Genomic DNA, 22,666 nt, shown 5'->3' with positions numbered 1-22,666 from the left:
CTATAGTTGTCGCATGACGGTCTCTGAGATCACCCCGGAAGAGCAGGCGGAACTCGACAAGGCGCTGTACGACGCCCTGAACCCGTTGGCCTCGGCGATTCGCTCCCACCAGACCGGGCAGCCCGCGGACCGTATGTGGGACGCGGATCCCGCCGAAGTGGCACTGTCCGTCCTGGCCGCCTGGAAGGTGATGGATGCCGAGGTCAGGCGATTGACCGCGCACGCGGCGGCGACCGCCGGCTCCTACGGCGCCAGTTACGAGCAGATGGGGGCGGTCTGGGGCATCACCCGGCAGGGCGCTCGCAAGAAGTGGCCCGACGCCGTCAGCCGCTCGGCGTCCGCGGCGGCTGGCAGGAGCGCGCTCGCGCTCTTCGGGGGGACTGCCGAACTGGTGCAGGAGCCTTCCGGCGAGTGGAGTTGGACGGGCGTGGGCGCCGATGGAGCATCCGCCTCGGGCGCCGATGGGACGCGCTGCGCGACCGCGGAAGAGGCCGCGGCCCACGCGGGCGTCTTCCTCAAAGAGCACGCCCTCGACGCAGCCGGCCGTTCCCGGTCGGCGAATTCCTCGCCGGTCGATCGCTGATCACTCGTCGTTCCCTCCTCGGTGCGCGGGCCCTAGGGCACCGCGCTCGTCGGCTTCGGCGGTGTCGCCAGGCGCAGGCCCAGCTCCACCAGGGTCCAGCCGACGCGCATGCGAAGGCGTTTGGAGTGGCGTCGGGGTCGGCGGGTGGCCGCGGCGGCGAGGCGGTGGTTGTCGCCCGCCGCGTGGAGTTCGGCGGCGCGGGTGTGGTGGAGGAACAGGTAGAGCCGTGGGTCCGGGTGCATCGAAGTGCGGCCTCTCGCTCGGCGGTTCACTCGTCACTCGTCACTCGTCACTCGTCACTTGTCGGTTGTCGCTCGTCGGTGAGGGGAAATGCGTGCGTGTGGATGCGTACGTTCGCCGCCGCGGCGGCGTCTTCGGGGACTTCCGCCGCGGCCCGGCCGCGGTACGTTTCGATGACCTCGTGCAGCTTCTCCACGAGCTCGCGCGTGAGGTCGGGGGTGAGGCGGATCGTCGAGCTGCTCAGGTCCCAGGAACCGCTCCACTCCTCCGGCCCGGCGTGCCGGTTGCCCAGCCAGGTCGTGAGGTCGCGGGTGTGCGTGGTCAGCACTTCGTGGAGGTACATGTCGGCGGCGCCCCGCACCTCCGGGTTCTCGTCGGTCAGGAGGGCCTCGTCGAAACGCAGGCCTTGATGGACCGCCTTCCACCAGCGCTCCCGCCCCTTGCCCCGCTCCGGTGCGTCCTCGATGAACCCGTGAACGGCGAGCTGGCGCAGGTGATAGCTGGTCGCGCCGCTGGACTCACCGAGTTTCGCTGCGAGTTGTGAGGCGGTGGCCGGGCCGTCGAAGCGCAGGGAGTCGAGCAAGACTTGAGGGTGCACGTGTCTTCAGCATGCGGGCCCGCGCCGCTACCCTGCGCGGATGATCGACACGACCGACACCCGCATCCCCGAAGGGGAGGAGCGGAGGATGCGCCTCGACGTCGAGAAGGACGGGATCGGCGTGCTCACGCTGTGCCGGCCGGCCAAGCTCAACGCTTGGAGCTGGGAGTCCAGTCGGCAGCTGGGCGTGATGGCCGACCGGATCCGGTTCGACGAGCGGATACGTGTCGTGCTGCTGCGCGCCGAGGGGCGGGCCTTCTGCGCGGGGATCGATGTGGGCGCGCCCGGCGGCGGCATCGAAGGGGAGAGCGGGTCGGCGCGGCACCGGGCATACTACGAGGGGATCCGGTGGGCGCACGAGCGGTTCGCCGCGTTCGCGCGGCTTCCGCAGCCCGTGGTCGCCGCCGTCCAGGGGTACTGCCTGGGCTTTGGGTTCGAGCTGGCGCTGATGGCGGACGTGCGGATCGCGGCCGACGACGCCGTGTTCGCCCTGCCGGAGGCGCAGTTGGGGGTTGCCGTCGACGCGGGCGGGGACCTGCGGATCGCGCGCGAGGCGGGTGCCGGGTGGGCGAAGTTCCTCGCGCTCACCGGTCGCCGGATCGACGCGGAGACCGCCCACCGGCTGAACCTCCTTCAGCAGGTCGTCCCGGCCATCGAGTTGGAGCGCGCCGCACGCGACGTGGCCACCGAGATCGCCGGCAACGCGCCGCTCGCCGTGCAGTCCGTCAAGCGCGACATCGACGCGTACGCCGACGCGGGGCTCGACGCCGCGCTCGACCGGGTCGCCATGAGCGCCGCGCTGACGCTCACCTCCGAGGACGCGACCGAGGGGTTCACAGCGAAGGCGCGGCGCAGGCCACCGGAATACCGGGGCGCGTGAGATGTTCGCAGAGGTGTCGGCGGACCGCGCCGGCGCCGCAGCGTCCTTCCGTCCGAAAGGTGACCATGACCACCGCACCCTTCGCCCCGCGCACCCTTCTCGCCGAGAGCAGGCTCGGCGTGCTCGCCACCCTCAAGTCCGACGGCCGGCCGCAGCTCTCCCCGGTCCAGCCGTTCTACGACCCGGAGACCGAGACGCTGTACGTGTCGATGACCGAGGGCCGCGCCAAGACCGCCAACCTGCGCCGCGACCCGCGCGCCGCCCTGGAGGTGACCAGCTCCGACGGCCGCTCGTGGGCGACGGCCGAGGGCACCGTGACGCTCCTCGGCCCGGGCAACGACCCGAAGGGGCCCGAGGTCGAGGCGCTCGTCGACTACTACCGGAAGGCGGCCGGTGAACACCCCGACTGGGACGAGTACCGGTCGGTGATGGTGTCCGACCGCCGCGTGCTGATGGCGATGGCCGTGGAGCACGTGTACGGGCAGCGGATCGGCTGACCCCGTCCGTCAGCCGCCGTCGAACGGGCCGCGCCCCATCTGCTCCCGCACCGGCGTCACCGGATCGTTGACCAACGCCCGGCGCTGCCAGTTCGCCCCGTCCACCACCAGCGTGTGCCCGCTGACGAACCGGGCGTAGGGAGAGGCCAGGAACGTCGCGGCCCAGCCCAACTCCCGTGGCGCGCCCACCCGGAGCGCGGGCTGCCGGGCGGCGGGGTCCTGGGCGCGGTCGAGGTTGTCGCGGATGTCGGGCGTCATGTCCTCGTGCGGCATGAGGCCCGGCACCAGACCGTTGACCTGGATCCCGTACGGGCCCCACTCCACGGCCAGCGTCTCCACCAGGTTCTTCACACCCGCCTTGGCCGCCGAACTGTGCGCGTAGCCCGGACCGCCCGTCCACGCGTACGACGCCCCGACGGCGATCACCGAGCCCGGTGTGCCCGCCGCCAGGTGACGGCGCCCGAACTCACGGGTCATGAAGTACGTGCCGTTGAGCGTGATGTCGACGACCGAGCGCCAGCCGTTCGGCGACATTTCCTCGGCCGGTACGGGGAAGTTGGCTGCCGCGTTGTTCACCAGCACGTCCGGTGTCCGTCCGTGCGCGGCGAACGCCGCGTCGAAGACCTCCGTGATCCTGGCCGCGTCCCGGATGTCGCAGGTCGCCGCAGTGATCAGCCCCGCGCCCTCGATCGCCTGCAACTCCTCGCGCGCGGGCGCCAGATGCTCCGCCTTCCGGCTCACGATCATCACGCCGGCCCCGAGTCGCGCGAACTCCGCGGCGACGGCCCGCCCCAGCCCCGTACCGCCTCCGGTCACCAGGACGAGCCGGCCGTCGTACGTGTCCGGCGGCAGCGCGGACGCGCCGAGCGGGGGAGGGGCGGGGAGGCCGCGCGGGGCGGGCGAGGAGTGCGTCGTCATGGCGCACTGATACCTCCTGAAGCCTCAACCTTCCATGGCTTGGCCGCTGTTCGCTGCCGACGGGCCACGGGTTCCCGGACCCTCTGGAGGTCACCCTTGCCGCGCCTATCGTTTTTCGATAGATTCCCATCGCAATTCAATGGAAGAGTCAGGGTGGGTCATGGGGAAGTGGACCGTGCGTGCGTTGCGCGCCGTGCTCGCGGTGGTGCTCGCGGGCACCGTGTTCGTGCAGGTGTCGATGGTGTGGGTGCTGGTCAGTGGGAGCGACCCGGAGGACGGATCGCTCCCACTGGCCGCTCTGCGCGTGATCACGATCCTGGGGATGGTCGTGGCCCAGGTCGCCCTGGTCTGCGTATGGCGGCTCGTGGCGATGGTGCGCCGCGGCACGGTGTTCTCCCACGCCGCCTTCCGGTATGTCGACGGGGTGATCGGCTCGATCGTCGCGGCCGGCCTGCTGTGGTTCGTCGTCACGGCCGTCAACGCACCCGGCCAGCGCGAGGACCCCGGCGTCACTCTCATCATGGGCGGCATCGGGCTGGCCGTCCTCGGGGTGGCGCTCATCGTGCTCGTCCTGCGGATGCTGCTCGCCCAGGCGGTCGCGCGCGACGTCGAGGCGACGGAGCTGCGGGCCGAGCTGGACGAGGTGATCTGATGCCGATCGTCGTCGACGTCGACGTCATGCTGGCCAAACGGAAGATGTCCGTCGGCGAGCTGGCCGACCGCGTAGGCATCACCCCCGCCAACCTCGCGGTCCTGAAGAACGGCCGCGCCAAGGCGGTCCGCTTCACCACACTCGCCGCACTGTGCGAGGTGCTCGACTGTCAGCCGGGGGACCTGCTGCGGTGGGAGGCGGAGGGCGGCGCGGAAGGGTGAGGGGCTACGGGGCAGGGGGTGTGCCCCTGGTCCCGGCGCTCCTCACGCCGCCCGGCGCGCCCGGGCCACCGCCCGCTCGCCCTCCGGGGAGAACGCCCCGGACCGCCGCCGCTCGGCCCCCCGCTCCAGGTCCGTGTGGAGCAGCTGCGCGTGCAGCGTGACGCCCGCCCGGTAGCCCGCACTCGCCGCGTTGACCACCTGCTCCGCGGGCCCGGCCGCGTTCCCCACCGCCCACACGCCCGGCACACTGGTCAGGCCGGTCGGGTCCACGTCGACGAACGGCCCCGCAGGAGTCTCCTTCGTCCGGGCCCCGAGCGCGCTCAGCAGCGAGTCCCGCGGCACCGTCACCGTCGGCACGACCAGCACGGAGCGCGCGAAGGTCCGCCCGCCCTCGAGCCGTACCCCGGCCAGCCGGTCGTCCGCCACCTCGATCCCGTCGACCTTGCCGCTGACCACGCTCACCCCGGCCGCGGCGAGGAGCTGCCAGTGCTCGTCGGGGAGGTCGTCCTCGTCGGCGCCGTTCAGGAAGAGCGTCACGTCGTCCGAGAGGCCGCTGAACAGGAGCGCCTGGTGGATGCCGGTCGCCTTGCGGTACAGGACGCCGATCGGCTGGTCGCGCACCTCGTAGCCGTGGCAGAACGGGCAGTGGATGACGTCGTCGCCCCAGCGTTCGGCGAGGCCGGGGATGTCCGGCAGCTCGTCGACCAGGCCGGTGGCGACGATCAGGCGCCGCGCGTGCACCCGGCCGCCGTCCGCCAGCGCCACGTCGAACTCGCCGTGCCCGTCCGGCTCGGCCGCCGTCACCCGGTCCCGTACCAGCCCGACGCCGTACGCGGTGACCTCGCGCCGGATCTCGGCCAGGAATTCGGCGGGCGGCGTGCCGTCCCGCGAAGGGAAGCCGTGCATGTGCGCGGCCGGTGCGTTGCGCGGTTCGCCCGCGTCCACCACCAGTACCGAGCGGCGCGAGCGGCCGAGGATCAGCGCGGCCGTCAGGCCCGCCGTTCCACCGCCGACGACCACGACCTCGTACGCGTCCTGCTTGGGCTGTGTCTGCATGGTGACCACCTCGTCCTCGTGAATCTGCCGTGGTGTCGAAGGTGCACCCGTTCTCGCCGTATTGACAAACGCGCTTGCCGAAACTGCAATGGATTCATGAATCGGAACGGTCACCGGAACGACGAAGAAGAGCAGTCCGAGGCGAGCATGGACGCCGTCCTGTCGGGCGTCGGGAACCGGCTGCGGGCGCTGCGCAAGGAGCGCGGCGCCACCCTGTCCGGGCTCTCCGAGACCACCGGAATCTCCGTGAGCACGCTGTCCCGCCTGGAGTCGGGCCTGCGCAAGCCCAGCCTGGAGCTGCTGCTGCCCATCGCCCGCGCGCACAAGGTGCCCCTGGACGAGCTCGTCGGCGCGCCGCCCGTGGAGGACCCGCGGGTGCAGGCCAAGCCGATCGTGCGGGGCGGGCGGACCATGATCCCGCTGACCCGGCAGCCGGGCGGCCTCCAGGCGTACAAGGTGATCGAGCCGAAGCGACGGGTCGAGCCGGAGCAGAAGACGCACGAGGGCTACGAGTGGATGTACATGCTCTCCGGGAAGCTGCGGCTCGTCCTCGGCGAGCACGACTTCGTGCTGGAGCCGGGCGAGGTCGTCGAGTTCGACACGCGTGTGCCGCACTGGTTCGGCTCCACGGGGGAGGGGCCCGCGGAATTCCTGGTCCTGTTCGGCGCGCAGGGCGAGCGCATGCACGTACGGGCGCGGCCCGCCCGCAAGAAGGACGCGTGACGGACGTGTGAGCGCGATCCGGACCGGGATCCGATCCCTTCCGATCGCCTGCTGACCCTTCCGGGGCATTCACAGATCGGCAAGCGACCGCTTAGTATGCGGCCGAACCCGGTTTGACGAAGCAGTCCCGTGGAGGCCCCGCATGCAGGCATGGCAAGTGCACGAGAACGGCGAGCCGAGCGAGGTGATGCGCCTCGAAGAGGTGACGCGCCCCGTGCCCGGCGAGGGGCAGGTTCTGCTCAAGGTGCGCGCCGCCAACATCAACTTCCCGGACGCGCTGCTCTGCAAGGGGCAGTACCAGGTCACGCCCCCGCTGCCGTTCACGCCGGGCGTGGAGATCTGCGGCGAGACCGAGGACGGCCGCCGCGTGATCGCCAACCCCGCGCTGCCGCGCGGCGGTCTCGCCGAGTACACGGTCGCCGATGCGAACGCGCTGTTGCCCGCTCCCGAATCGCTCGACGACGCCGAGGTCGCCGCCCTGCACATCGGCTATCAGACCGGCTGGTTCGGCCTGCACCAGCGCGCCCGCCTCCAGGCGGGCGAGACGCTGCTCGTGCACGCCGCCGCGGGCGGGGTCGGCAGCGCCGCCGTGCAGCTCGGCAAGGCCGCGGGCGCCAGGGTCATCGGCGTCGTCGGCGGCCCCGAGAAGGCGAAGGTCGCCGCCGACCTCGGCTGCGACGTCGTGATCGACCGGCGCGCCGAGGACGTCATCGCCGCCGTGAAGGAGGCCACCGGAGGCCGCGGCGCCGACGTGATCTACGACCCCGTGGGCGGCGACGCGTACCGGCAGTCCACGAAGGTCGTCGCCTTCGAGGGCCGCATCGTCGTCGTCGGCTTCGCCTCCGGAGCCATCCCGACCGCCGCGCTCAACCACGCGCTCGTGAAGAACTACTCGATCCTCGGGCTGCACTGGGGCCTGTACGCCACCAAGAACCCGAAGCTGATCCCGCACTGCCACCAGAAGCTCACCGAGCTGGCCGCGAGCGGCGCCATCAAGCCGCTGGTCAGCGAGCGTGTCGACCTCAGCGACGCCGCGTCCGCCGTGCAGCGCGTCGCCGACGGCATCACGACCGGCCGCGTCGTGGTGGTGCCGGGCCTGAACGCCCGTACGCAGGAAGGAACAGCCGCATGAGCCTGGACGCCGCCGGGCTGCGCGCCCGCACACAGGAGTTCCTGGCCGCGCATCCGCCCGCCACCACGAGCCGCGAGGACTTCCTCAGCGCCCGCTTCGACGCAGGGCTCGCCTGGGTGCACTACCCGGAGGGCCTCGGCGGGCTCGACGCGCCGCGCGCACTCCAGGCCGTCGTGGAGGCCGAGCTGACCGCGGCGGGCGCCCCGGACAACAACCCGCGGCGCAACGGCATCGGACTCGGCATGGCCGCCCCCACCATCCTGCGCTACGGCACCGACGAGCAGAAGCAGCGCTTCCTCAAGCCCCTCTGGGTCGGCGAGGAGATCTGGTGCCAGCTGTTCAGCGAGCCCGGCGCAGGCTCCGACCTGGCCGCGCTCGGCACCCGCGCCGTCCGTGACGGCGACAGCTGGGTCGTCAACGGACAGAAGGTGTGGACGTCCAACGCGCACAACGCGCGCTTCGCGATCCTCGTCACCCGCACCGACCCGGACGTGCCCAAGCACAAGGGAATGACGTACTTCGTGTGCGACATGACCGACCCCGGCGTCGAGGTCAGGCCGCTGCGCCAGATCACCGGCGAGGCCGAGTTCAACGAGGTGTTCCTCTCCGACGTCCGGATCCCCGACGCCCACCGTCTCGGCGAGGTCGGCGACGGTTGGCGGGTCGCCCAGACCACCCTCAACAACGAGCGCGTCTCCATCGGCGGCATGCGCGTGCCCCGCGAGGGCGGGCTCGTCGGCATCGTCGCCAAGACCTGGCGCGAGCGCCCCGAACTGCGCACCCACGATCTGCACCAGCGGCTCGTCAAGCTGTGGGTCGAGTCCGAGGTCGCCCGCCTCACGTCCGAACGCCTGCGCCAGCAGCTCGTCGCCGGACACCCCGGCCCAGAGGGCGCGGGCATGAAGCTCGGCTTCGCCCGCCTCAACCAGGAGATCAGCGGCCTGGAGGTGGAACTCCTCGGCGAGGAGGGGCTGTTGTACGACGACTGGACCCTGCGCAGGCCGGAGATCGTCGACTTCGCGGGCCGCGAGGCCGGATACCGGTATCTGCGTGCCAAGGGGAACAGCATCGAGGGCGGGACGAGCGAGATCCTGCTGAACATCGTCGCCGAGCGCGTCCTGGGCCTGCCGTCCGAGCCGCGCACCGACAAGGACGTCGCCTGGAAGGACCTCGCCCGATGACCGCCGCCGTGCACACCGAACCCGACCTCCTCTACTCCGAGGAGGAGGAAGCGCTCCGCTCCGCGGTCCGCGACCTGCTCACCGACCACTGCGACGCCACCGAGGTCCTCGCCCGCGTCGAGACGGACACGCCGCACGACCGCGAGCTGTGGAAGAACCTCGCCGAGACGATGGGCCTCGCCGGTCTCCTCGTGCCCGAGGACAAGGGCGGCCAGGGCGCCTCGCACCGCGAAGCGGCCGTCGTCCTGGAGGAGTTGGGGCGCGCCGTCGCCCCGGTCCCGTACTTGACCAGCGCCGTCATCGCCACGGAAGCGCTGCTCGCCTGCGAGGGCGACGAGGCGGCCACTGTCCTCGCCTCCCTCGCCTCGGGCCGCTCCATCGGCGTGCTCACCGTGCCGCTGTCGGCCACGGCCGGGCAGGACTTCCGAGACGTTCGTGAAGAGGGCGGGGCGCTGACCGGGCGGGTCACCGGTGTCGCGGACGCGGCCGCCGCCGATGTGTTCCTCGTGCCCACTGCGAGCGGCCTGTTCGTCGTCGACGCGGGCGCCGAGGGCGTCACCGTCGAGCCGCAGGTCTCGCTGGACCGTACGCGCCCGCTGGCCGCCGTGACGTTCGCGGGGGCCGCCGGCCGGCCGCTGAGCGACAGCGCGGCCACGCCCGTGCGGCGCGCGCTGCGGGCCGGCGCCGGACTGCTCGTGTCGGAGCAACTGGGTCTCGCCGACTGGCTGTTGACGGAGACCGTGCGCTACACGAAGGAGCGCAACCAGTTCAACCGGCCGGTCGGCTCTTTCCAGGCGCTCAAGCACCGCCTCGCCCAGCTCTGGCTGGAGACGGTGAACACCCGCGCCGCGGCCCGCAACGCGGCCGACGCGCTCGCCACCGGCAGCGAGTCCGCCGGAGGTGAGGAGACAGACATCGCGGTCGCCGTCGCCCAGGCGTACGCCGCGCCCGTCGCGGTGCACGCCGCCGAGGAGGCGCTGCAACTGCACGGCGGCATCGGCATGACGTGGGAGCACCCGATCCACCTGTACCTCAAGCGCGCCAAGGCCGACTCGATCGCGCTCGGCACGGCGGGGCGGCACCGGGAGGAACTGGCCGAACTGGTCGATCTGAGGACCCCCTGACCAGGCCCTGCGCGGACAACAACTTCACAGGCGGGTTTTACCTCTCCTTGACGGGATGACATTATTGCGACTCGTTCGCAATAACCGATGATCTTGAATAGGGGTGGGTGACGTGGCACGTCCGGCAAGGAGCGCCATAGCGGGGGCGGCGGTCGGCGCACTGACACTGACCGCCGCCTGCGCGGCGCCGAACGACGACGCCAAGGGCGGCGGCAGCGGCAGTGCCGTCGTCGGCATCGCCTACGAGCCCGACAGCCTCAGCCCGCTCCTCGGCTACGGCAAGGACGGCAACTCGAAGATCTTCGACGGGCTGCTCACGCACGACGCCGACATGAAGCTCAGGCCCGCGCTCGCGGCGAAGCTGCCGAAGGTGAGCGACGACGGCCGCACGTACACGTACGAGCTGCGCGACGGCGTGAAGTTCAGCGACGGCAAGCCGTTCACGGCCAAGGACGTCGTCTTCACGTACGAGACCATCCTCGACAAGAAGACCAACAACGCCTCCAAGTCCGAACTGGACGCCGTCGAGGACGTCGAGGCGAAGGGCGACGACACCGTCGTCTTCCACCTCAAGTACCCCTACGCGCCGTTCGCCGAGCGCACCGTCCTGCCCATCGCCCCCGAGCACGTCGCGGGCGCGCAGGACGTCAACAACGGCCGCTTCACCACCAAGCCCATCGGCACGGGACCGTACAAGCTGGTCACGTGGTCCAAGGGCGAGAAGCTCGTCTTCAAGGCCAACCCCGACTACTGGGGCGGCGCGCCCAAGGTCGAGAACTTCACCATGGCGATCATCAAGGACGACGACGTGCGCGCCACCCGGCTGCGCTCCGGCGACCTCGACGGCGCCATCCTGCCGCCCAACCTCGCCAAGACCTTCACGTCCGACACCGCCAAGAAGACCTACGCGGCGAACTCCTTCGACTACCGCGTCGTCACCCTGCCGACCGGCAACAAGGTCACCGGCGACACCGACATCCGGCGCGCCCTCGACATCGGCGTGGACCGCAAGGCCATGGTCGACCAGATCCTGGAAGGCGCGGGCAAGGAGGCATACGGGCCGGTGCCCACCGACAGTCCCTGGTTCACCAAGGGCACCGAGCGCGAGCACGACCTCGCCAAGGCCAAGAAGCTGCTCGACAAGGCCGGGTGGAAGGCGGGCAAGGACGGCATCCGCGCGAAGAACGGGGTGCGCGCCGCCTTCCCGCTCTGGTACCTCACCGGCGACAAGCTCCGCCAGGACCACGCCCTCGCCTACGCCTCCGACGCCAAGAAGCTCGGCATCGACGTCAAGGTCGACAGCGGCACCTGGGAAGTGATCCAGCCGCGCATGCCGAAGGACGCGGTCCTCGCGGGCGGCGGCGCCCCCGCCGACCCCGACTTCGACCAGTACACGATGTTGAAATCGTCGCTTGCGGGCGACGGCTTCAACAACATGGCCCACTACGACAACAAGAAGGTCGACACCGCCCTGGAGGACGCCCGCCGCACCGACGACAAGGCGAAGCGGCAGTCCGCGTACGACACCGTCCAGCGCGAACTCGCCAAGGATCCCGGCTACACCTTCCTCACCCACATCGACCACCTCTACGTCGTCGACAAGAAGTTCGGCGACCTCTCCACGCAGGTCGAACCGCACGACCACGGGCTCGCCTCCGGGCCCTGGTGGAACGTCGAGGACTGGAAGGCATGAGCAGACGGCTCCCCTGGGGGCCGATGGCGCGCCTGACAGGCCGGCGGATCGTGTTCGCCGTGCCCGTCCTGGCGGCCGTCACCCTCGGCGTCTTCGCGATCGCCGCGGCGTCCCCCTTCGACCCGGTCAAGGCCTACGCGGGCACGGCCGGCCTCACCGCGTCACAGGAGAACCTCGACCAGCTGCGGGCCAACCTCGGTGTCGACCAGCCCCTGTTCACCCGCTGGTGGAACTGGCTGACGTCGGCGGTCACCGGCGACCTCGGCGACTCGGCCGTCATGCGGCAGCCGGTCGCGCAGGTCATCGGGGAACGCCTCGGCTGGTCCGTACTGCTCGCCGCCACCGCTTTCCTCGCCGCGATCGCGCTCGGCACGCTCCTCGGCGTGCTCGCCGCGCGCCGTCAGGGCGGCTGGTTCGACCGGGCGGTCACCTCGCTCGCGTACACGCTGGAGGCCGCGCCGCCGTTCTGGCTCGGCCTGCTCGCCGTGTGGCTGTTCGCGCTGAAGCTCGGCGTGCTGCCGGCCGGCGGACTCACCGACACCGGCTCCACGACGGTCACCGCAGGGCAGGTGCTGTCCCATCTCGCGCTGCCCGCGGGCGTCTTGGCGATCTCCCAACTGCCGTGGTTCGTCCTCTACGTCCGGCAGGGCGTCGGCGACGCCCTCGACGAGGACCCCGTGCGAGGGGCGAGGGCCCGCGGACTCGCCCCGCGCACCGTCCTGTTCGGACACGCGCTGCGCTCCGGCACCCTGCCCGTACTCACCCTCATCGGCTCGCGCGTGCCCGAACTCATCACCGGGGCGCTGCTCGTGGAGACCGTGTTCAGCTGGCCCGGCATCGCCGCGGCCACCGTGCAGGCCGCCACGTCCGTGGACTTCCCGCTGCTCGCCGCCGTCACGGTCCTCGCGACCCTCGCCGTACTCGCCGGGAACTGGGCCGCCGACCTGCTGTACGGAATCGCCGACCCGAGAGTGGGCTTCGATGGCTGACCAGACGCTCCAGTGGCGCACGCACGGGGTGCGCCGCCGCTCCACGCGCGCGTGGCGGGTACGTTCGTCCGCGGTGATCGTGGGGTTCGTGGTCCTCGCCGTGCTGCTGGTGCCGCCCCTGACGCAGCTCGACCAGCAGGCCGTCGACCTCGCCGCGAAGCTCCGACCACCCTCCCTGGCACACCCCTTCGGCACCGACGACGTCGGCCGCGATCTGCTGCTGCGCTGCGTGTACGGGCTGCGGGTCTCGCTGCTCGTCGGCGTCGTGGCCGCCGTGGTCGCGACCGTCATCGGCACCGCCGTCGGGGCGCTCGCGGGCGCGCTCGGCGGCTGGGTCGACCGGGGCGTGATGCGCGTCGTGGACACCTTCTCGTCCGTGCCGCACCTGCTGCTCGGCATCTTCATCGTGGCGATGTTCCGGCCCGGTGTGTGGCCGGTCGTGATTTCGGTGGGCCTGACGCACTGGCTGTCGACGGCCCGCATCGTGCGCGCGGAGGTGCTGTCGCTGCGCTCGCGCCCCTACGTGGACGCGGCGATCTCCGGCGGCGCCTCACGGTGGCGGGTGACGGCCCGACACCTGCTGCCCGGCGTGCTGCCGCAGGCCGCGCTCGCCGCGGTCCTCATGGTGCCGCACGCCATCTGGCACGAGTCCGCCCTGTCCTTCCTCGGCCTCGGACTGCCCACCCACCAGGCCAGCCTCGGCACGCTCGTCCAGACGGCGCGCGGCTCGCTGCTCGCGGGCGACTGGTGGCCGACCCTCTTCCCCGGCCTGTTCATCATCGTGCCGACCCTGGCGATCGCGGGCCTCGCCGGCGCCTGGCGCGAACGCCTGAACCCCCGCCGCCGATCGGAGCTGACCCTGTGACCACGGTGCTTTCGGTGGACGGGCTGTCCGTACGGTTCCGGATGCGCGACGGCGCGTACGTACGGGCCGTCAGCGACGCCTCGTTCGAACTGCGGGCGGGCGAGTGCCTGGCCCTCGTCGGCGAGAGCGGCTGCGGAAAATCGGTGCTGGCCTCCGCGCTGCTCGGGCTGCTGCCGCAGAACGCGGAGACGGCGGGCGCGGCGCGCATCGGCGACCTGGATCTGGCGGCGGCCGACGAGGCGACGCTGGCGCGCACGGTGCGCGGCCGCCGGATCGGCCTCGTACCGCAGAGCCCGGCCGCGCACCTCACACCCGTCCGCACGGTGCGTGCCCAACTGGCCGAGACGCTGCGGGAGCTGACGGGCGCGCCGCGCCGTGGCCCGCGGCTCGCGGAAGCCGTGCGCGAGGCCGCCGAGCGGGCCGCCTTCCCGGCCGACCACCTCGACCGGTACCCGCACGAACTCTCCGGCGGCCTCGCGCAGCGCGCCGCGACCGCGCTCGCCCTCGTCGGGGACGCGCCGCTGCTCCTCGCCGACGAGCCGACCACCGGCCTGGACCGCGAACTCGTCGAGCGCACCGTCGACGAACTGCGCCGCCACATCGGCTCCGACCGAGCGCTGCTGCTCATCACGCACGACCTGGCGGCGGCCGAACGGATCGCGGACCGGGTGGCGGTGATGTACGCGAGCCGCATCGTCGAACTGGCCGAGGCGGACGCCTTCTTCGGGACGCCGGGCCCCCGCCACCCCTACGCCAGAGGACTCCTCGACGCTCTGCCCGACCGCGAGTTCACGGCGATCCCCGGTATGCCGCCGGAACTGAGCGCGCTCGGGGAGAGCTGCGCGTTCGCGCCGCGCTGCACCCGCGCCGACGACCGGTGCGCGACGCTGCCGACGCTCACGGACGGCGTGGCCTGCCACCACCCCGCACCGGCCCACCAGGAGGCCACCCGTGCTTGAACTGCACTCGATCACCGCAGGCTACGACCGGCGTGCCCCGGTCCTGCGCGACGTGTCGCTCACCCTGCGCCCCGGCGAGAGCGTCGGACTCCTCGGGCCCAGCGGCTGCGGCAAGTCGACCCTCGCCCGCGTCGCGGCGCTGCTGCACACCCCGGACGCGGGCCGGGTCGTCATCGACGGCGAGCCGGCCCGCGGCTGGCGCCACCGCGCCCCCCGCGCCCAGCGCACCGCGTTCGGCGTCGTCTTCCAGCAGCCGCGCCTGTCCGCCGACCCTCGCCTGCGCCTGTCCGACCTGATCGCGGAGCCCCTGCGCGCGAACGGCGCCGAGCACACGGCACGGGTCCGTGAACTGGCGGACACGGTCGGCCTGTCCACCGACCTCCTGACCCGCCGCCCCCACGAGGTCAGCGACGGCCAACTGCAACGCGCCTGCGTCGCCCGCGCCCTGACCCTGCGCCCCCGCTGGCTGATCTGCGACGAGATGACCGCCATGCTCGACGCCTCGACCACGGCCGCACTGGTGGGCGTGGTCGAGGACTATCGACGGGAGAGCGGCGCGGGCCTGCTGGCCGTGGGCCACGACCGTGTGCTGCTCGAGCGCTGGTGCGGGCGGACGGTGGAGTGGGGTGAGCCGGCGGCTGCGGCCCGAACTGTTCAGTCGGCGTGATCTGCCGGGACGACGCGGGCGAGCGCGCCGATCTCCAGCGCCGTCCACAGCGTGCCGTCGGGTCCCACGGTGATGCCGTGCGGTTCGCAGGCCGGGGTGGGGAGGGCGTGGACGGTGATGTCTCCGGCGGGGGTGATCGCGCCGACGCGGTTGGCGCCCCACTCCGTGAACCACGCCGTGCCGTCGGCGTCGACCGTGACGGCGTGCGGTTTGGCGCCGCGGTCGGGCAGCGGGAACTCGGTGATGTCGCCGTCCGGCGTGATGCGGCCGATCTGACCGGCGGCGATCTCGACGAACCACACCGCTCCGTCACGGCCCGCGGCGATCCCGACGGGGGCCGCTGCCTGCGTGGGAAGGGGGTGGAGGGTGACCGCGCCGTCCATGCCGATCCGGCCGACGGCGTTCTCCTGGTTGAGGGTGAACCACATCGCGTCGTCCGCACCGGCGGTGATCGCCGAGGGGAAGGCGCCCGTGACCGGGAGCGGGAACTCGGTGATGTCACCGGTCACCGTGATGCGGCCGATGCGGTCGGCCGCCGTCTCGGTGAACCACAGCGCTCCGTCGGGGCCCGCCGCGATGCCGAACGGCCCACAGCCGGGCGTGGGCACGTCGAACTCGTCGACGGTGCCGTCGGTGGTGATCCGCCCGATCCGGTCCGCCCGGTACTCGGTGAACCACAGGGCGCCGTCGGGACCCGGGGCGATGACGGTCGGTCCGCAGGCGGGGTCGGCGAGTCGGTGGCGTGTCGGCTCGATGCCCGGGACGAGCCGGCCGATCTCGCCGCTGTGGACGAGGGTGAACCACAGGGCGCCGTCCGGGCCCGCGGTGACCGCGTAGGGGCCGGACGCGCTGTCGGACACGGCGTGTTCTTCGATGGACACCTGAGGCAAGGGGACTTCTCCAGACCGTGTTCGATGGTGAATTCTCAGGGCCGGCTCCACCAGCGCCTCGGCCTCGTGGCGCAGCCGGGGGCGCAGCTGCTCCCATGATTCCTCCGCCTCGCCCAGATACACCGCCCGCGCGTGTTCCAGCACCGCACGCTCCCCGGCCGGGAGCCGCGCGAGCGCCCAGTCCGCCGCCGCGTCCTTCGACAGGATCTCGCCGGTCTCCAGGGTGGCCCGGATCCGGGCGAGGGTCAGGACCACATTGCGGGTGTCCGTCTCCAGCTCGGCCAGCAGCTCCGGGACACCGGCGACGGTCGCGCGGCGCACATCGGCCGCGGGAACCGGATCGAGCAGCTCGGTGGCAGGCGGCCCGAACAGGGCGACACCCCGCTGCCGCACCATCGTGACCAGCAGCGCGAGGTCCGCGTCCACCTCGGGTTCCGGCGTCAGCCCGCCCTCGTACGCGTCCCGCAGCCACTCGCCGTACTGGAACTCGCGCGACGGCGGGAACCGCCACGGGCACACATCGGCGAGGTGGACGAGTGTCAGCTCGACGGGGCGGGCCGAGCCGTGGAGCGCACCGTCGCCGGAGAGTTCCATGAGGCCCGTGACGAGACGTGCGCGTCGGGCACGGCTGGTGCGGGTATCGGTCACGGCGAAGACATCGACGTCGCTGTGCGGACGCAGGCCGCCGTCGACCGCCGAGCCGTAGAGGTACGCGGCCACCAGATCCGGCCCGAGCACCTCGCGCAGCACCTCCACCACCTGGTCCGCCTGGCGCACCTCCGACCCCCTTCGTCTTCTCGTCGACCTTCCGCCCCTCCCACCATCATGCACGCCCGTGACCGGCGTGTTGTCCTGGACCCGAGGTGAACCGGGGGTGGCCGTCGCGCCAACTCCCGTCCCGGCTGTGCCCGTTCATGGACCGCTCCGCGCATACTCACCGTGTCCCACCGGCCCACCACGGGAGGTACGTCATGGCCCCGACCACTCGCCGCAGAGCCATCGGAACACTCGCCGCCGCGCTCGCCGCCGGTGTCACCGCACCGCAGGTGGCACAGGCCGCCGGGCCCAAGCGGGGCCCGTCGCCGCTGCGGCGTGCCCACGCCCACAACGACTACGAGCACCCGCGCCCCCTGTTCGACGCGCTGGACCAGCGGTTCAACAGCGTCGAGGCCGACATCTACCTCGTGAACGGCGACCTCCTCGTCGCCCACGACGTCGTCGACCTCGACCCCTCGCGCACCCTCGACTCCCTCTACCTCGCCCCGCTCGCCGCCCGCGTGAAGGCCAACCACGGTTCGGTGTACCGGGGATGGCGCACCCCGCTGCAACTTCTCGTCGACATCAAGACCGACGGCTCGGCGACGTACCAGGAGCTCGACCGCCAACTGCGGCGCTACGGACGGCTCTTCACCACGTACGAGCGCGGGCGCGTGCACAACGGCGCCGTCACCGTCGTCATCTCCGGCGACCGCGCCGCGCGCGAGCCCATGGAGGCGCAGGCCAGGCGCAGCGCCTTCTACGACGGCCGCCTCACCGACCTCGGCAGCGCCGCACCGGCCTCGTTCGTCCCGCTCATCAGCGACAACTGGGCCAACAACTTCACCTGGCAGGGCAGCGGCCCCATGCCGACCGCCGAACGCGCGAAGCTGCGCGGCATCGTCGGCGCGGCGCACGCGCGCGGTCAGCGCGTCCGCTTCTGGGCGACACCCGACATCGCGGGCCCCGAACGCGAAGCGGTCTGGTCCGAGTTGATCGCCGCGGACGTCGACCACCTCAACACCGACGACCTCGCGGGACTCCGCGCCTTCCTGGAGACCCACGACAGGGCCGGCGACAAGGCCCACGGCCGGTGACCCGCTGTTAACACCCGTTCGGGGGACAGGTCGTGCCCCGGTCGGCGGCCTCCGCTGCGTCACACTTGCGGCCGATAGCCACGGTGTTGACGTGGCGGAGGAGGTTCGGCGTTGTCTCTGTCCATTTCCGTCGTGCTGTTGCTGTTGATCGTCGCGGTGCTCTTCCTGCGCAACGGGGCCATGAAGTTCTCGCACGCCCTCGTCTGCGTCCTGCTCGGCTTCCTGCTCGCGGGCACCGACGCCGCGCCCACCATCCACGACGGCATCAACTCCACCGCCACCCTGGTCAGCAACCTCGGTCCATGATCAACCCGTGCGGCACGCCACGGAATTGAAGATCCTGGACGCCTCCCCGGGCCGTTTGAGACGGTGCTCCGGAACGTAAATGTGTTCGCTTCACGGGGAGAAGTATGAGCAAGTTCGCACCGCGCAGGGCAGCCGGAGCCGCGGTGGTCGCCGCCGCGCTCTCGATGGGCTTCGCGCAGACCGCCGGCGCCGCACAGGCAGGCGGCTGGAACGACCTGGGCACCAAGAACGCCTACTACCAGAGCGAGTACCGCACCAACGTCGTGTACTCGGGCGGTGGTTCGCTCAAGGCGTGCATCACCACCTCCAGCAGCCAGAAGGCGACCTACCGCCTCTACGAGCAGGACGCACAGAAGTACGACGCGAAGCTGGTGGCCGAGGTCAACAGCGGCGGCTGCTGGACCTTCAACAACCTCGACGACTACGTCGACGGAGACAACGACCGCGCCGAGTTCTACATCGGCACGGAGGAGGACCCGGAGATGAAGCGGGTCCACTACTACGACTGACCGTCAACGGCGGCTCCGTCCCACCCGGTCGCCCGGACGAACCCCGGCGGTTCGTCCGGGCGACCGGCGTTCAGAGCGTCACTTCGCCGCGGAGAACACCCCTATCCCGTTCGCCACCGCGCGCTCCGGCGGATCGCTCGGATGGTTGCGGACCGTCACCGACGACGCGCCCGGTGGACGGGCCACGAGCGTCGACGAACCGCCGCCGTCCAGGCTGAACGCGTCGTCCGAGCCCAACGACCGCATCGCCGTGGCCACTTCGGCGATCGACATGCCGGTGCGGTACGCGGGCGCGCCGTCGAGGGCCAGCAGGATCAGTTCGCGGCCGCCGTGCCCGATACCCGCCGCCGTGCGCACCGCGGACGTCGTCGCGTCCAGACCCGGCAGCGGTGCGCCGCCGCGCAGCACGGGGTAGCCGCCGACCGCGAAGCGGTACGGGACGGCCGAGTGCGCGGCGACCAGCCGGTGGTGGACGGCGACCGGATCCCCCGGCGACAGCTTGCGCAGCCACTGCGCCCCGGCCTCCCGGCCCACCAGGACCGTGGTGTCCGGCGCTATGGGCCCGCTGCCGGGCGTGTCGGCCGACGAGACGACCCGCCCGTGCCGCACGGTGACCTCGTACGTGTCCGTGCTGCACGGGGCCGCCCGCTGGGTGTCGGTGCCGCAGGTCGGGCGGACCCGCGACACGCTGCCCCAGTCCGCGGTGAACGCCCCCACGGAACCGACCGGCAGCGCGTACTGGTTGAGCCCGCCGAGCGGCATCCGGTCGTCCCGCGTGCGGACCGAACCGTCGAGCCGCAGGCTGTCGAGGCGGGCCCGCCGGTCGACGCCGACGCCGAGGACGTCGCGGGTGGAGGTGCCGGGCGGCAGGGCCGGGCCGAAGCGCTGCCCGTCCGGCACGGCCGCCTTGAGGGTGTGCCCGCGCGCGATCGCCGGGCCGACGGAGGCACCGGTGACCTCGACGCCCGGATGCTGGCTCTCCGTGATGTTGAAGAAGTCCCCGTTGACCCCGCCGACGGCGCCCGCCGTGTCGGACATCGCGGAGACGGTGGCGCGGGCCCCGACCGCGCCGGGGTACAGAAGGTCGACCCGTACGCGCGGGTCGGTCAGATCGACGGTGAGGACATGGGCGTGTGCGGTGCCCTTGGCGGCGGGGACGTCGAACTCGGTGTACGTGACGCCCGGAGCGATCCGCTCGCCCGACGCGGCGCCGGCCGGCTCCGCCCCCGTCAGGGCGGCGCCGGCCAGCATCGAAGCGACCCCGAGGGCCGCGAGGACTCTTCTGCCTCTCTTGCCAACTCGCGTCTGCATGTGGGGAGTTCAGCAGACGCGTGGGGCCGCGTCGATGGCTAGGTGCCGACCAGCCGGGAACGGATCAGGAAACGTACGCCCTCCGGCGCCTCCAGGGAGAAGCCGCTGCCGCGTCCCTCGACGACGTCGACGATGAGCCGCGTATGGCTCCACACCTCGTACTGGCTCTTCGACATCCAGAACGACACCGGCTCCGCCACCCCCTCCACCGCGAGGTCGGCGAGCAGGATGTCGGAGCCGCCCGTGCGGAACTCGCCCGCCGGGTAGCACATCGGCGCGCTGCCGTCGCAGCAGCCGCCGGACTGGTGGAACATCAGCGGACCGTGGGCCTCGCGCAGCCGCCGCACCAGGTCGGCGGCCGCGGACGTCAGCTCCACGCGGGGTACGTCGGTCATGACCACCAGTCAAAGGGGCAGGACGTTGCGACCACGTTGCACGCATGGCGGGGGACCCGGCATAAGCTCCCCACATGGAACAGAGGGAGATCATTCTGCGGGCGATCGGCGTGCTCACAGAGACGCACGAGATGGTGCGCAGGCTCAGCGACGGCGAGGCGCTCGACACCGATCTGACGCAACTGGGACGGCTCGTGTCGGAGGTGTTCCCGACCATCGAGATCCCGTCGGGGGCGAGCGCGGAGGAGGCGGCCGAACTCACCATCGCCGCGCTGATGCCGGCGAGCGTGTCACTGGTCGAGGCGTTCGCGTTTCTCTTCACGCAGCTCGCCAAGGTCCACGACGAGGGCCGCATGGACGTCAACTCCAGCGAACTGCTGCAGGAGATCGCGCTGCGGATGTCCGATCCGGGGGACGCCGAGACGGAGGAGGACTGACCGCGGGCCCGCGCCCCACGCGACGTCGGCGCCCGCGCCTCACGCGCGGGGCCCCGACGCTACTTGTTCGGGCCCCTGAAACGCCCGAACGCCTTGCCGAGCGTGCCGAACGGTGAGGCGTCCTTGGCATCCGGGTCGGACGCCGGGCGCGGCGTCGCGTCGCCGCCCGGCGCCTCGGCCAGCGCCGCCCGTGCCGCTTCGGCCGCCTCGCGGTAGCTGTCCCGCGACCGGGTCATGGCATCGAGGGCCTCGGCGTACTTGGTGACCATGTCCTGGGCGTGCGTCAGTTCCTCGTCGGGCGTGAGCAGGTGCCAGCCCTGGCGCAGCCGGGTGAGGGCCTGCTCCGCCTCCTCGGTCAGCGGACGCGGGAAGGCGGTGAACTCCTTGACGCGGTCGATCAGTTCGGTCGGCTCGCTGCCGTCGAGGAACACGCTGCGCACGGTGAAACGGTCCGCCACGTAGTCCGGGTGCGGCGGCGTGGTCGGCAGCACGACGCCGCCGCCGCGCGGCATCCCCGCCTTGAAGTCCTTGCGCAGACCGAAGTCGATGATCTGCGCCTGCTCCGGCGTCGCCCGGTGCTCGATCACCCGGTGGCGCAGGCTCGGCGGCAGGTACCGCATGACCGACTGCTGGCCCTGCGCGTCCGGTGTCATCGCCTCGTGGATGACGACGTGCACGTACCAGCTGGAGCGCGAGCAGTCCTTCAGCAGGCGGCGCAGCGACTCGTCGTCCTTCGGAAGGTGGTTCGGCTTCCGCAGGCGCAGCCCCGCCACCGTGTCGTGGTCCCACGGCACCCGGTCGCTGTCCGGCCAGAACATCGGTGCGGGGGAGGGCCAGGCCAGCTCCCAGGGCCGCTCCGCCTCCGCGGCCAGCACCCAGGTGACCCCTTCGGGGCCCTTCGCACGGGCGTCCGGATCGTACGTCGTGAGCTGTCCTCGTACCGTCACGTTGTCGGCGACGCGCCAGCGCGCCTCGAAGACCCGGCGGGCGCCGGGACCCGGGCCGGCCTCCTCCTCGCGCGGGTGCAGCACCGTGGAGCGCGCCGCGTCCTCGGGGTCGAGGTCGAGGAAGTCGTCGAGCACACCCGCCGCCTTGAGGGCGATCAGGTTGCGTCGGACGTCGCGCTCGGGTTCAGGGCCGAGGTGGCGTCCGCGTCCGAGCCACACGGTGTCGGGGACGGGGGTCGGGGTTGAGTTCTTCTTCGCCATGGAGTCGTTCTGTGAGTGATCGGGGCGCGACCAGTATGGGTCCGTGGAGGCGCGGGGGCCAGGGCAGGGTGGGCCGGTGTCGGGATTGTCGCTCGTACGTGCCCGATTCGCCCCTCGTGTACCCCGGCGTGGCGCGTTGGATCCCGTACGCTCGCCGAATGGCCAGGTACTACGACGTGCACCCAGCAAACCCGCAAGCGCGCCTCATCTCCGCGATCGCCGACAGCATCCGCGACAGCGCGCTCGTCGCCTACCCGACGGACTCCTGCTACGCGCTCGGCTGCCGGCTCGGCAACCGGGCGGGCGTCGACAGGATCCGGCAGATCCGGCAGCTCGACGACCGGCACCACTTCACCCTTGTGTGTCAGGACTTCGCCCAGCTGGGCAAGTTCGTCCAGATCGACAACGACGTGTTCCGTGCCATCAAGGCGGCCACGCCCGGCAGTTATACGTTCATTCTGCCCGCCACCCGCGAGGTGCCGCGGCAGTTGCAGCACCCGAAGAAGAAGACCGTCGGAGTGCGCATCCCCGACCACGTGGTCACGCAGGCCCTGCTCACCGAGCTCGGCGAGCCGCTGCTGTCCAGCACGCTGCTGCTGCCCGGCGAGGAGGAGCCGCTCACCCAGGGCTGGGAGATCAAGGAGCGGCTCGACCACGCGGTGGACGCCGTGGTGGACTCCGGCGACTGCGGCACCGTGCCCACCACGGTGATCGACTTCTCCGGCGGCGAGGCCGAGATCGTCCGGCGCGGCGCCGGGGACACCGAACGCTTCGAGTGA

At 71.9% G+C, this 22,666-nt stretch carries 27 protein-coding genes and 1 pseudogene; 19 read left to right on the top strand and 9 right to left on the bottom strand.

What is annotated here, in order from left to right:
• Positions 1-13: 13 nt before the first annotated feature.
• Positions 14-583, top strand: coding sequence for a hypothetical protein (locus ACY34M_RS31565; protein WP_462721726.1), 570 nt, complete (start codon positions 14-16; stop codon positions 581-583).
• Positions 584-615: 32 nt separating this feature from the next.
• Here ACY34M_RS31565 and ACY34M_RS31560 read toward each other — a convergent pair whose 3' ends face one another.
• Both ACY34M_RS31560 and ACY34M_RS31555 read right to left on the bottom strand, forming a co-directional pair.
• Positions 616-825 carry a hypothetical protein gene (locus ACY34M_RS31560; RefSeq protein ID WP_462721727.1) on the bottom strand — a complete coding sequence of 70 codons (210 nt, stop codon included), beginning with the start codon at positions 823-825 and terminating at the stop codon, positions 616-618.
• Positions 826-872: 47 nt separating this feature from the next.
• Positions 873-1,406, bottom strand: a complete 534-nt coding sequence (locus ACY34M_RS31555) for a helix-turn-helix domain-containing protein (RefSeq protein ID WP_462721728.1) — start codon at positions 1,404-1,406, stop codon at positions 873-875.
• Between the two features lie 55 nt (positions 1,407-1,461).
• On the opposite strand from ACY34M_RS31555, the gene ACY34M_RS31550 reads away from it, so the two are divergent.
• Together ACY34M_RS31550 and ACY34M_RS31545 are read left to right on the top strand one after the other, a co-directional pair.
• Positions 1,462-2,301, top strand: a complete 840-nt coding sequence (locus tag ACY34M_RS31550) for an enoyl-CoA hydratase/isomerase family protein (protein WP_462721729.1) — start codon at positions 1,462-1,464, stop codon at positions 2,299-2,301.
• Positions 2,302-2,366: 65 nt separating this feature from the next.
• Entirely contained in the window at positions 2,367-2,798 is a 432-nt protein-coding gene (locus ACY34M_RS31545; protein ID WP_462721730.1) for a PPOX class F420-dependent oxidoreductase, read from the top strand.
• 9 nt (positions 2,799-2,807) lie between these two features.
• Here the strand turns inward: ACY34M_RS31545 and ACY34M_RS31540 are convergent, their stop codons facing one another.
• Positions 2,808-3,716 carry an SDR family oxidoreductase gene (locus tag ACY34M_RS31540; RefSeq protein ID WP_462721731.1) on the bottom strand — a complete coding sequence of 303 codons (909 nt, stop codon included), beginning with the start codon at positions 3,714-3,716 and terminating at the stop codon, positions 2,808-2,810.
• A 160-nt stretch (positions 3,717-3,876) separates the two neighbouring features.
• On the opposite strand from ACY34M_RS31540, the gene ACY34M_RS31535 reads away from it, so the two are divergent.
• Positions 3,877-4,368 carry a DUF2975 domain-containing protein gene (locus ACY34M_RS31535; RefSeq protein ID WP_462721732.1) on the top strand — a complete coding sequence of 164 codons (492 nt, stop codon included), beginning with the start codon at positions 3,877-3,879 and terminating at the stop codon, positions 4,366-4,368.
• Positions 4,368-4,589, top strand: a complete 222-nt coding sequence (locus ACY34M_RS31530) for a helix-turn-helix domain-containing protein (protein WP_462721733.1) — start codon at positions 4,368-4,370, stop codon at positions 4,587-4,589. Before ACY34M_RS31535 ends, ACY34M_RS31530 begins: the two co-directional genes overlap by 1 nt.
• 42 nt (positions 4,590-4,631) lie before the next feature.
• On the opposite strand, the gene ACY34M_RS31525 is transcribed toward ACY34M_RS31530, so the two are convergent.
• On the bottom strand, positions 4,632-5,645 hold the full coding sequence (locus ACY34M_RS31525; protein WP_462721734.1) for an NAD(P)/FAD-dependent oxidoreductase: 1,014 nt from the start codon (positions 5,643-5,645) through the stop codon (positions 4,632-4,634).
• A 96-nt stretch (positions 5,646-5,741) separates the two neighbouring features.
• On the opposite strand from ACY34M_RS31525, the gene ACY34M_RS31520 reads away from it, so the two are divergent.
• The 9 genes from ACY34M_RS31520 (at position 5,742) to ACY34M_RS31480 (ending at position 14,978) form a co-directional block, all read left to right on the top strand.
• Positions 5,742-6,368 (top strand): helix-turn-helix domain-containing protein, encoded by a 627-nt coding sequence (locus ACY34M_RS31520; protein WP_462721735.1) that lies wholly within the window; start codon positions 5,742-5,744, stop codon positions 6,366-6,368.
• 142 nt (positions 6,369-6,510) lie between these two features.
• Positions 6,511-7,500 carry an NADPH:quinone oxidoreductase family protein gene (locus ACY34M_RS31515; protein WP_462721736.1) on the top strand — a complete coding sequence of 330 codons (990 nt, stop codon included), beginning with the start codon at positions 6,511-6,513 and terminating at the stop codon, positions 7,498-7,500.
• Positions 7,497-8,681 (top strand): acyl-CoA dehydrogenase family protein, encoded by a 1,185-nt coding sequence (locus ACY34M_RS31510; protein WP_462721737.1) that lies wholly within the window; start codon positions 7,497-7,499, stop codon positions 8,679-8,681. Before ACY34M_RS31515 ends, ACY34M_RS31510 begins: the two co-directional genes overlap by 4 nt.
• The gene (locus ACY34M_RS31505) at positions 8,678-9,805 is read left to right on the top strand and encodes an acyl-CoA dehydrogenase family protein (RefSeq protein WP_462721738.1); all 1,128 of its coding nucleotides are present in this window, start codon (positions 8,678-8,680) and stop codon (positions 9,803-9,805) included. Before ACY34M_RS31510 ends, ACY34M_RS31505 begins: the two co-directional genes overlap by 4 nt.
• A 112-nt stretch (positions 9,806-9,917) precedes the next feature.
• Positions 9,918-11,498, top strand: coding sequence for an ABC transporter substrate-binding protein (locus tag ACY34M_RS31500; protein ID WP_462721739.1), 1,581 nt, complete (start codon positions 9,918-9,920; stop codon positions 11,496-11,498).
• Positions 11,495-12,487 carry an ABC transporter permease gene (locus ACY34M_RS31495; RefSeq protein ID WP_462721740.1) on the top strand — a complete coding sequence of 331 codons (993 nt, stop codon included), beginning with the start codon at positions 11,495-11,497 and terminating at the stop codon, positions 12,485-12,487. Before ACY34M_RS31500 ends, ACY34M_RS31495 begins: the two co-directional genes overlap by 4 nt.
• The gene (locus ACY34M_RS31490) at positions 12,480-13,352 is read left to right on the top strand and encodes an ABC transporter permease (protein ID WP_462721741.1); all 873 of its coding nucleotides are present in this window, start codon (positions 12,480-12,482) and stop codon (positions 13,350-13,352) included. Before ACY34M_RS31495 ends, ACY34M_RS31490 begins: the two co-directional genes overlap by 8 nt.
• Before the next feature lie 41 nt (positions 13,353-13,393).
• Positions 13,394-14,311 carry an ABC transporter ATP-binding protein gene (locus ACY34M_RS31485; protein WP_462721828.1) on the top strand — a complete coding sequence of 306 codons (918 nt, stop codon included), beginning with the start codon at positions 13,394-13,396 and terminating at the stop codon, positions 14,309-14,311.
• A complete protein-coding gene (locus tag ACY34M_RS31480; protein ID WP_462721742.1) occupies positions 14,304-14,978 on the top strand; it encodes an ABC transporter ATP-binding protein in 675 nt (224 codons plus the stop codon). The genes ACY34M_RS31485 and ACY34M_RS31480 overlap by 8 nt, the downstream gene beginning before the upstream one ends.
• On the opposite strand, the gene ACY34M_RS31475 is transcribed toward ACY34M_RS31480, so the two are convergent.
• Together ACY34M_RS31475 and ACY34M_RS31470 are read right to left on the bottom strand one after the other, a co-directional pair.
• On the bottom strand, positions 14,966-15,859 hold the full coding sequence (locus ACY34M_RS31475; protein ID WP_462721829.1) for a Vgb family protein: 894 nt from the start codon (positions 15,857-15,859) through the stop codon (positions 14,966-14,968). The two genes, ACY34M_RS31480 and ACY34M_RS31475, sit on opposite strands and share 13 nt — an antisense overlap.
• Before the next feature lie 72 nt (positions 15,860-15,931).
• A pseudogene (locus ACY34M_RS31470) lies at positions 15,932-16,645 on the bottom strand (aminoglycoside adenylyltransferase family protein); the annotation flags it as partial.
• A 194-nt stretch (positions 16,646-16,839) separates the two neighbouring features.
• Between ACY34M_RS31470 and ACY34M_RS31465 the strand changes: the two are divergent.
• The 3 genes from ACY34M_RS31465 (at position 16,840) to ACY34M_RS31455 (ending at position 18,536) form a co-directional block, all read left to right on the top strand.
• The gene (locus ACY34M_RS31465) at positions 16,840-17,721 is read left to right on the top strand and encodes a phosphatidylinositol-specific phospholipase C/glycerophosphodiester phosphodiesterase family protein (RefSeq protein ID WP_462721743.1); all 882 of its coding nucleotides are present in this window, start codon (positions 16,840-16,842) and stop codon (positions 17,719-17,721) included.
• A gap of 111 nt (positions 17,722-17,832) precedes the next feature.
• A complete protein-coding gene (locus tag ACY34M_RS31460) occupies positions 17,833-18,027 on the top strand; it encodes a hypothetical protein (protein ID WP_462721744.1) in 195 nt (64 codons plus the stop codon).
• 104 nt (positions 18,028-18,131) lie between these two features.
• Complete coding sequence (locus ACY34M_RS31455; protein ID WP_462721745.1) at positions 18,132-18,536, top strand: hypothetical protein; 405 nt, start codon at positions 18,132-18,134, stop codon at positions 18,534-18,536.
• Between the two features lie 78 nt (positions 18,537-18,614).
• Here ACY34M_RS31455 and ACY34M_RS31450 read toward each other — a convergent pair whose 3' ends face one another.
• Both ACY34M_RS31450 and ACY34M_RS31445 read right to left on the bottom strand, forming a co-directional pair.
• Positions 18,615-19,847, bottom strand: a complete 1,233-nt coding sequence (locus tag ACY34M_RS31450) for a phosphodiester glycosidase family protein (protein WP_462721746.1) — start codon at positions 19,845-19,847, stop codon at positions 18,615-18,617.
• Positions 19,848-19,885: 38 nt separating this feature from the next.
• On the bottom strand, positions 19,886-20,242 hold the full coding sequence (locus tag ACY34M_RS31445) for a DUF779 domain-containing protein (RefSeq protein ID WP_462721747.1): 357 nt from the start codon (positions 20,240-20,242) through the stop codon (positions 19,886-19,888).
• Between the two features lie 74 nt (positions 20,243-20,316).
• On the opposite strand from ACY34M_RS31445, the gene ACY34M_RS31440 reads away from it, so the two are divergent.
• Positions 20,317-20,679: a hypothetical protein gene (locus ACY34M_RS31440; protein ID WP_462721748.1), complete on the top strand. Its 363-nt coding sequence runs from the start codon at positions 20,317-20,319 to the stop codon at positions 20,677-20,679.
• A gap of 59 nt (positions 20,680-20,738) precedes the next feature.
• Here the strand turns inward: ACY34M_RS31440 and ACY34M_RS31435 are convergent, their stop codons facing one another.
• Positions 20,739-21,887, bottom strand: a complete 1,149-nt coding sequence (locus ACY34M_RS31435; protein WP_462721749.1) for a hypothetical protein — start codon at positions 21,885-21,887, stop codon at positions 20,739-20,741.
• Between the two features lie 158 nt (positions 21,888-22,045).
• Here ACY34M_RS31435 and ACY34M_RS31430 point away from each other — a divergent pair, with 158 nt between their 5' ends.
• Positions 22,046-22,666: an L-threonylcarbamoyladenylate synthase gene (locus ACY34M_RS31430; RefSeq protein WP_462721750.1), complete on the top strand. Its 621-nt coding sequence runs from the start codon at positions 22,046-22,048 to the stop codon at positions 22,664-22,666.

The sequence above is a fragment of the Streptomyces sp. EDA2-14 genome (genome assembly GCF_054963755.1).
Note: the sequence above shows the minus strand (reverse complement) of the source record. Positions and strands in the feature narration are given on the sequence as shown.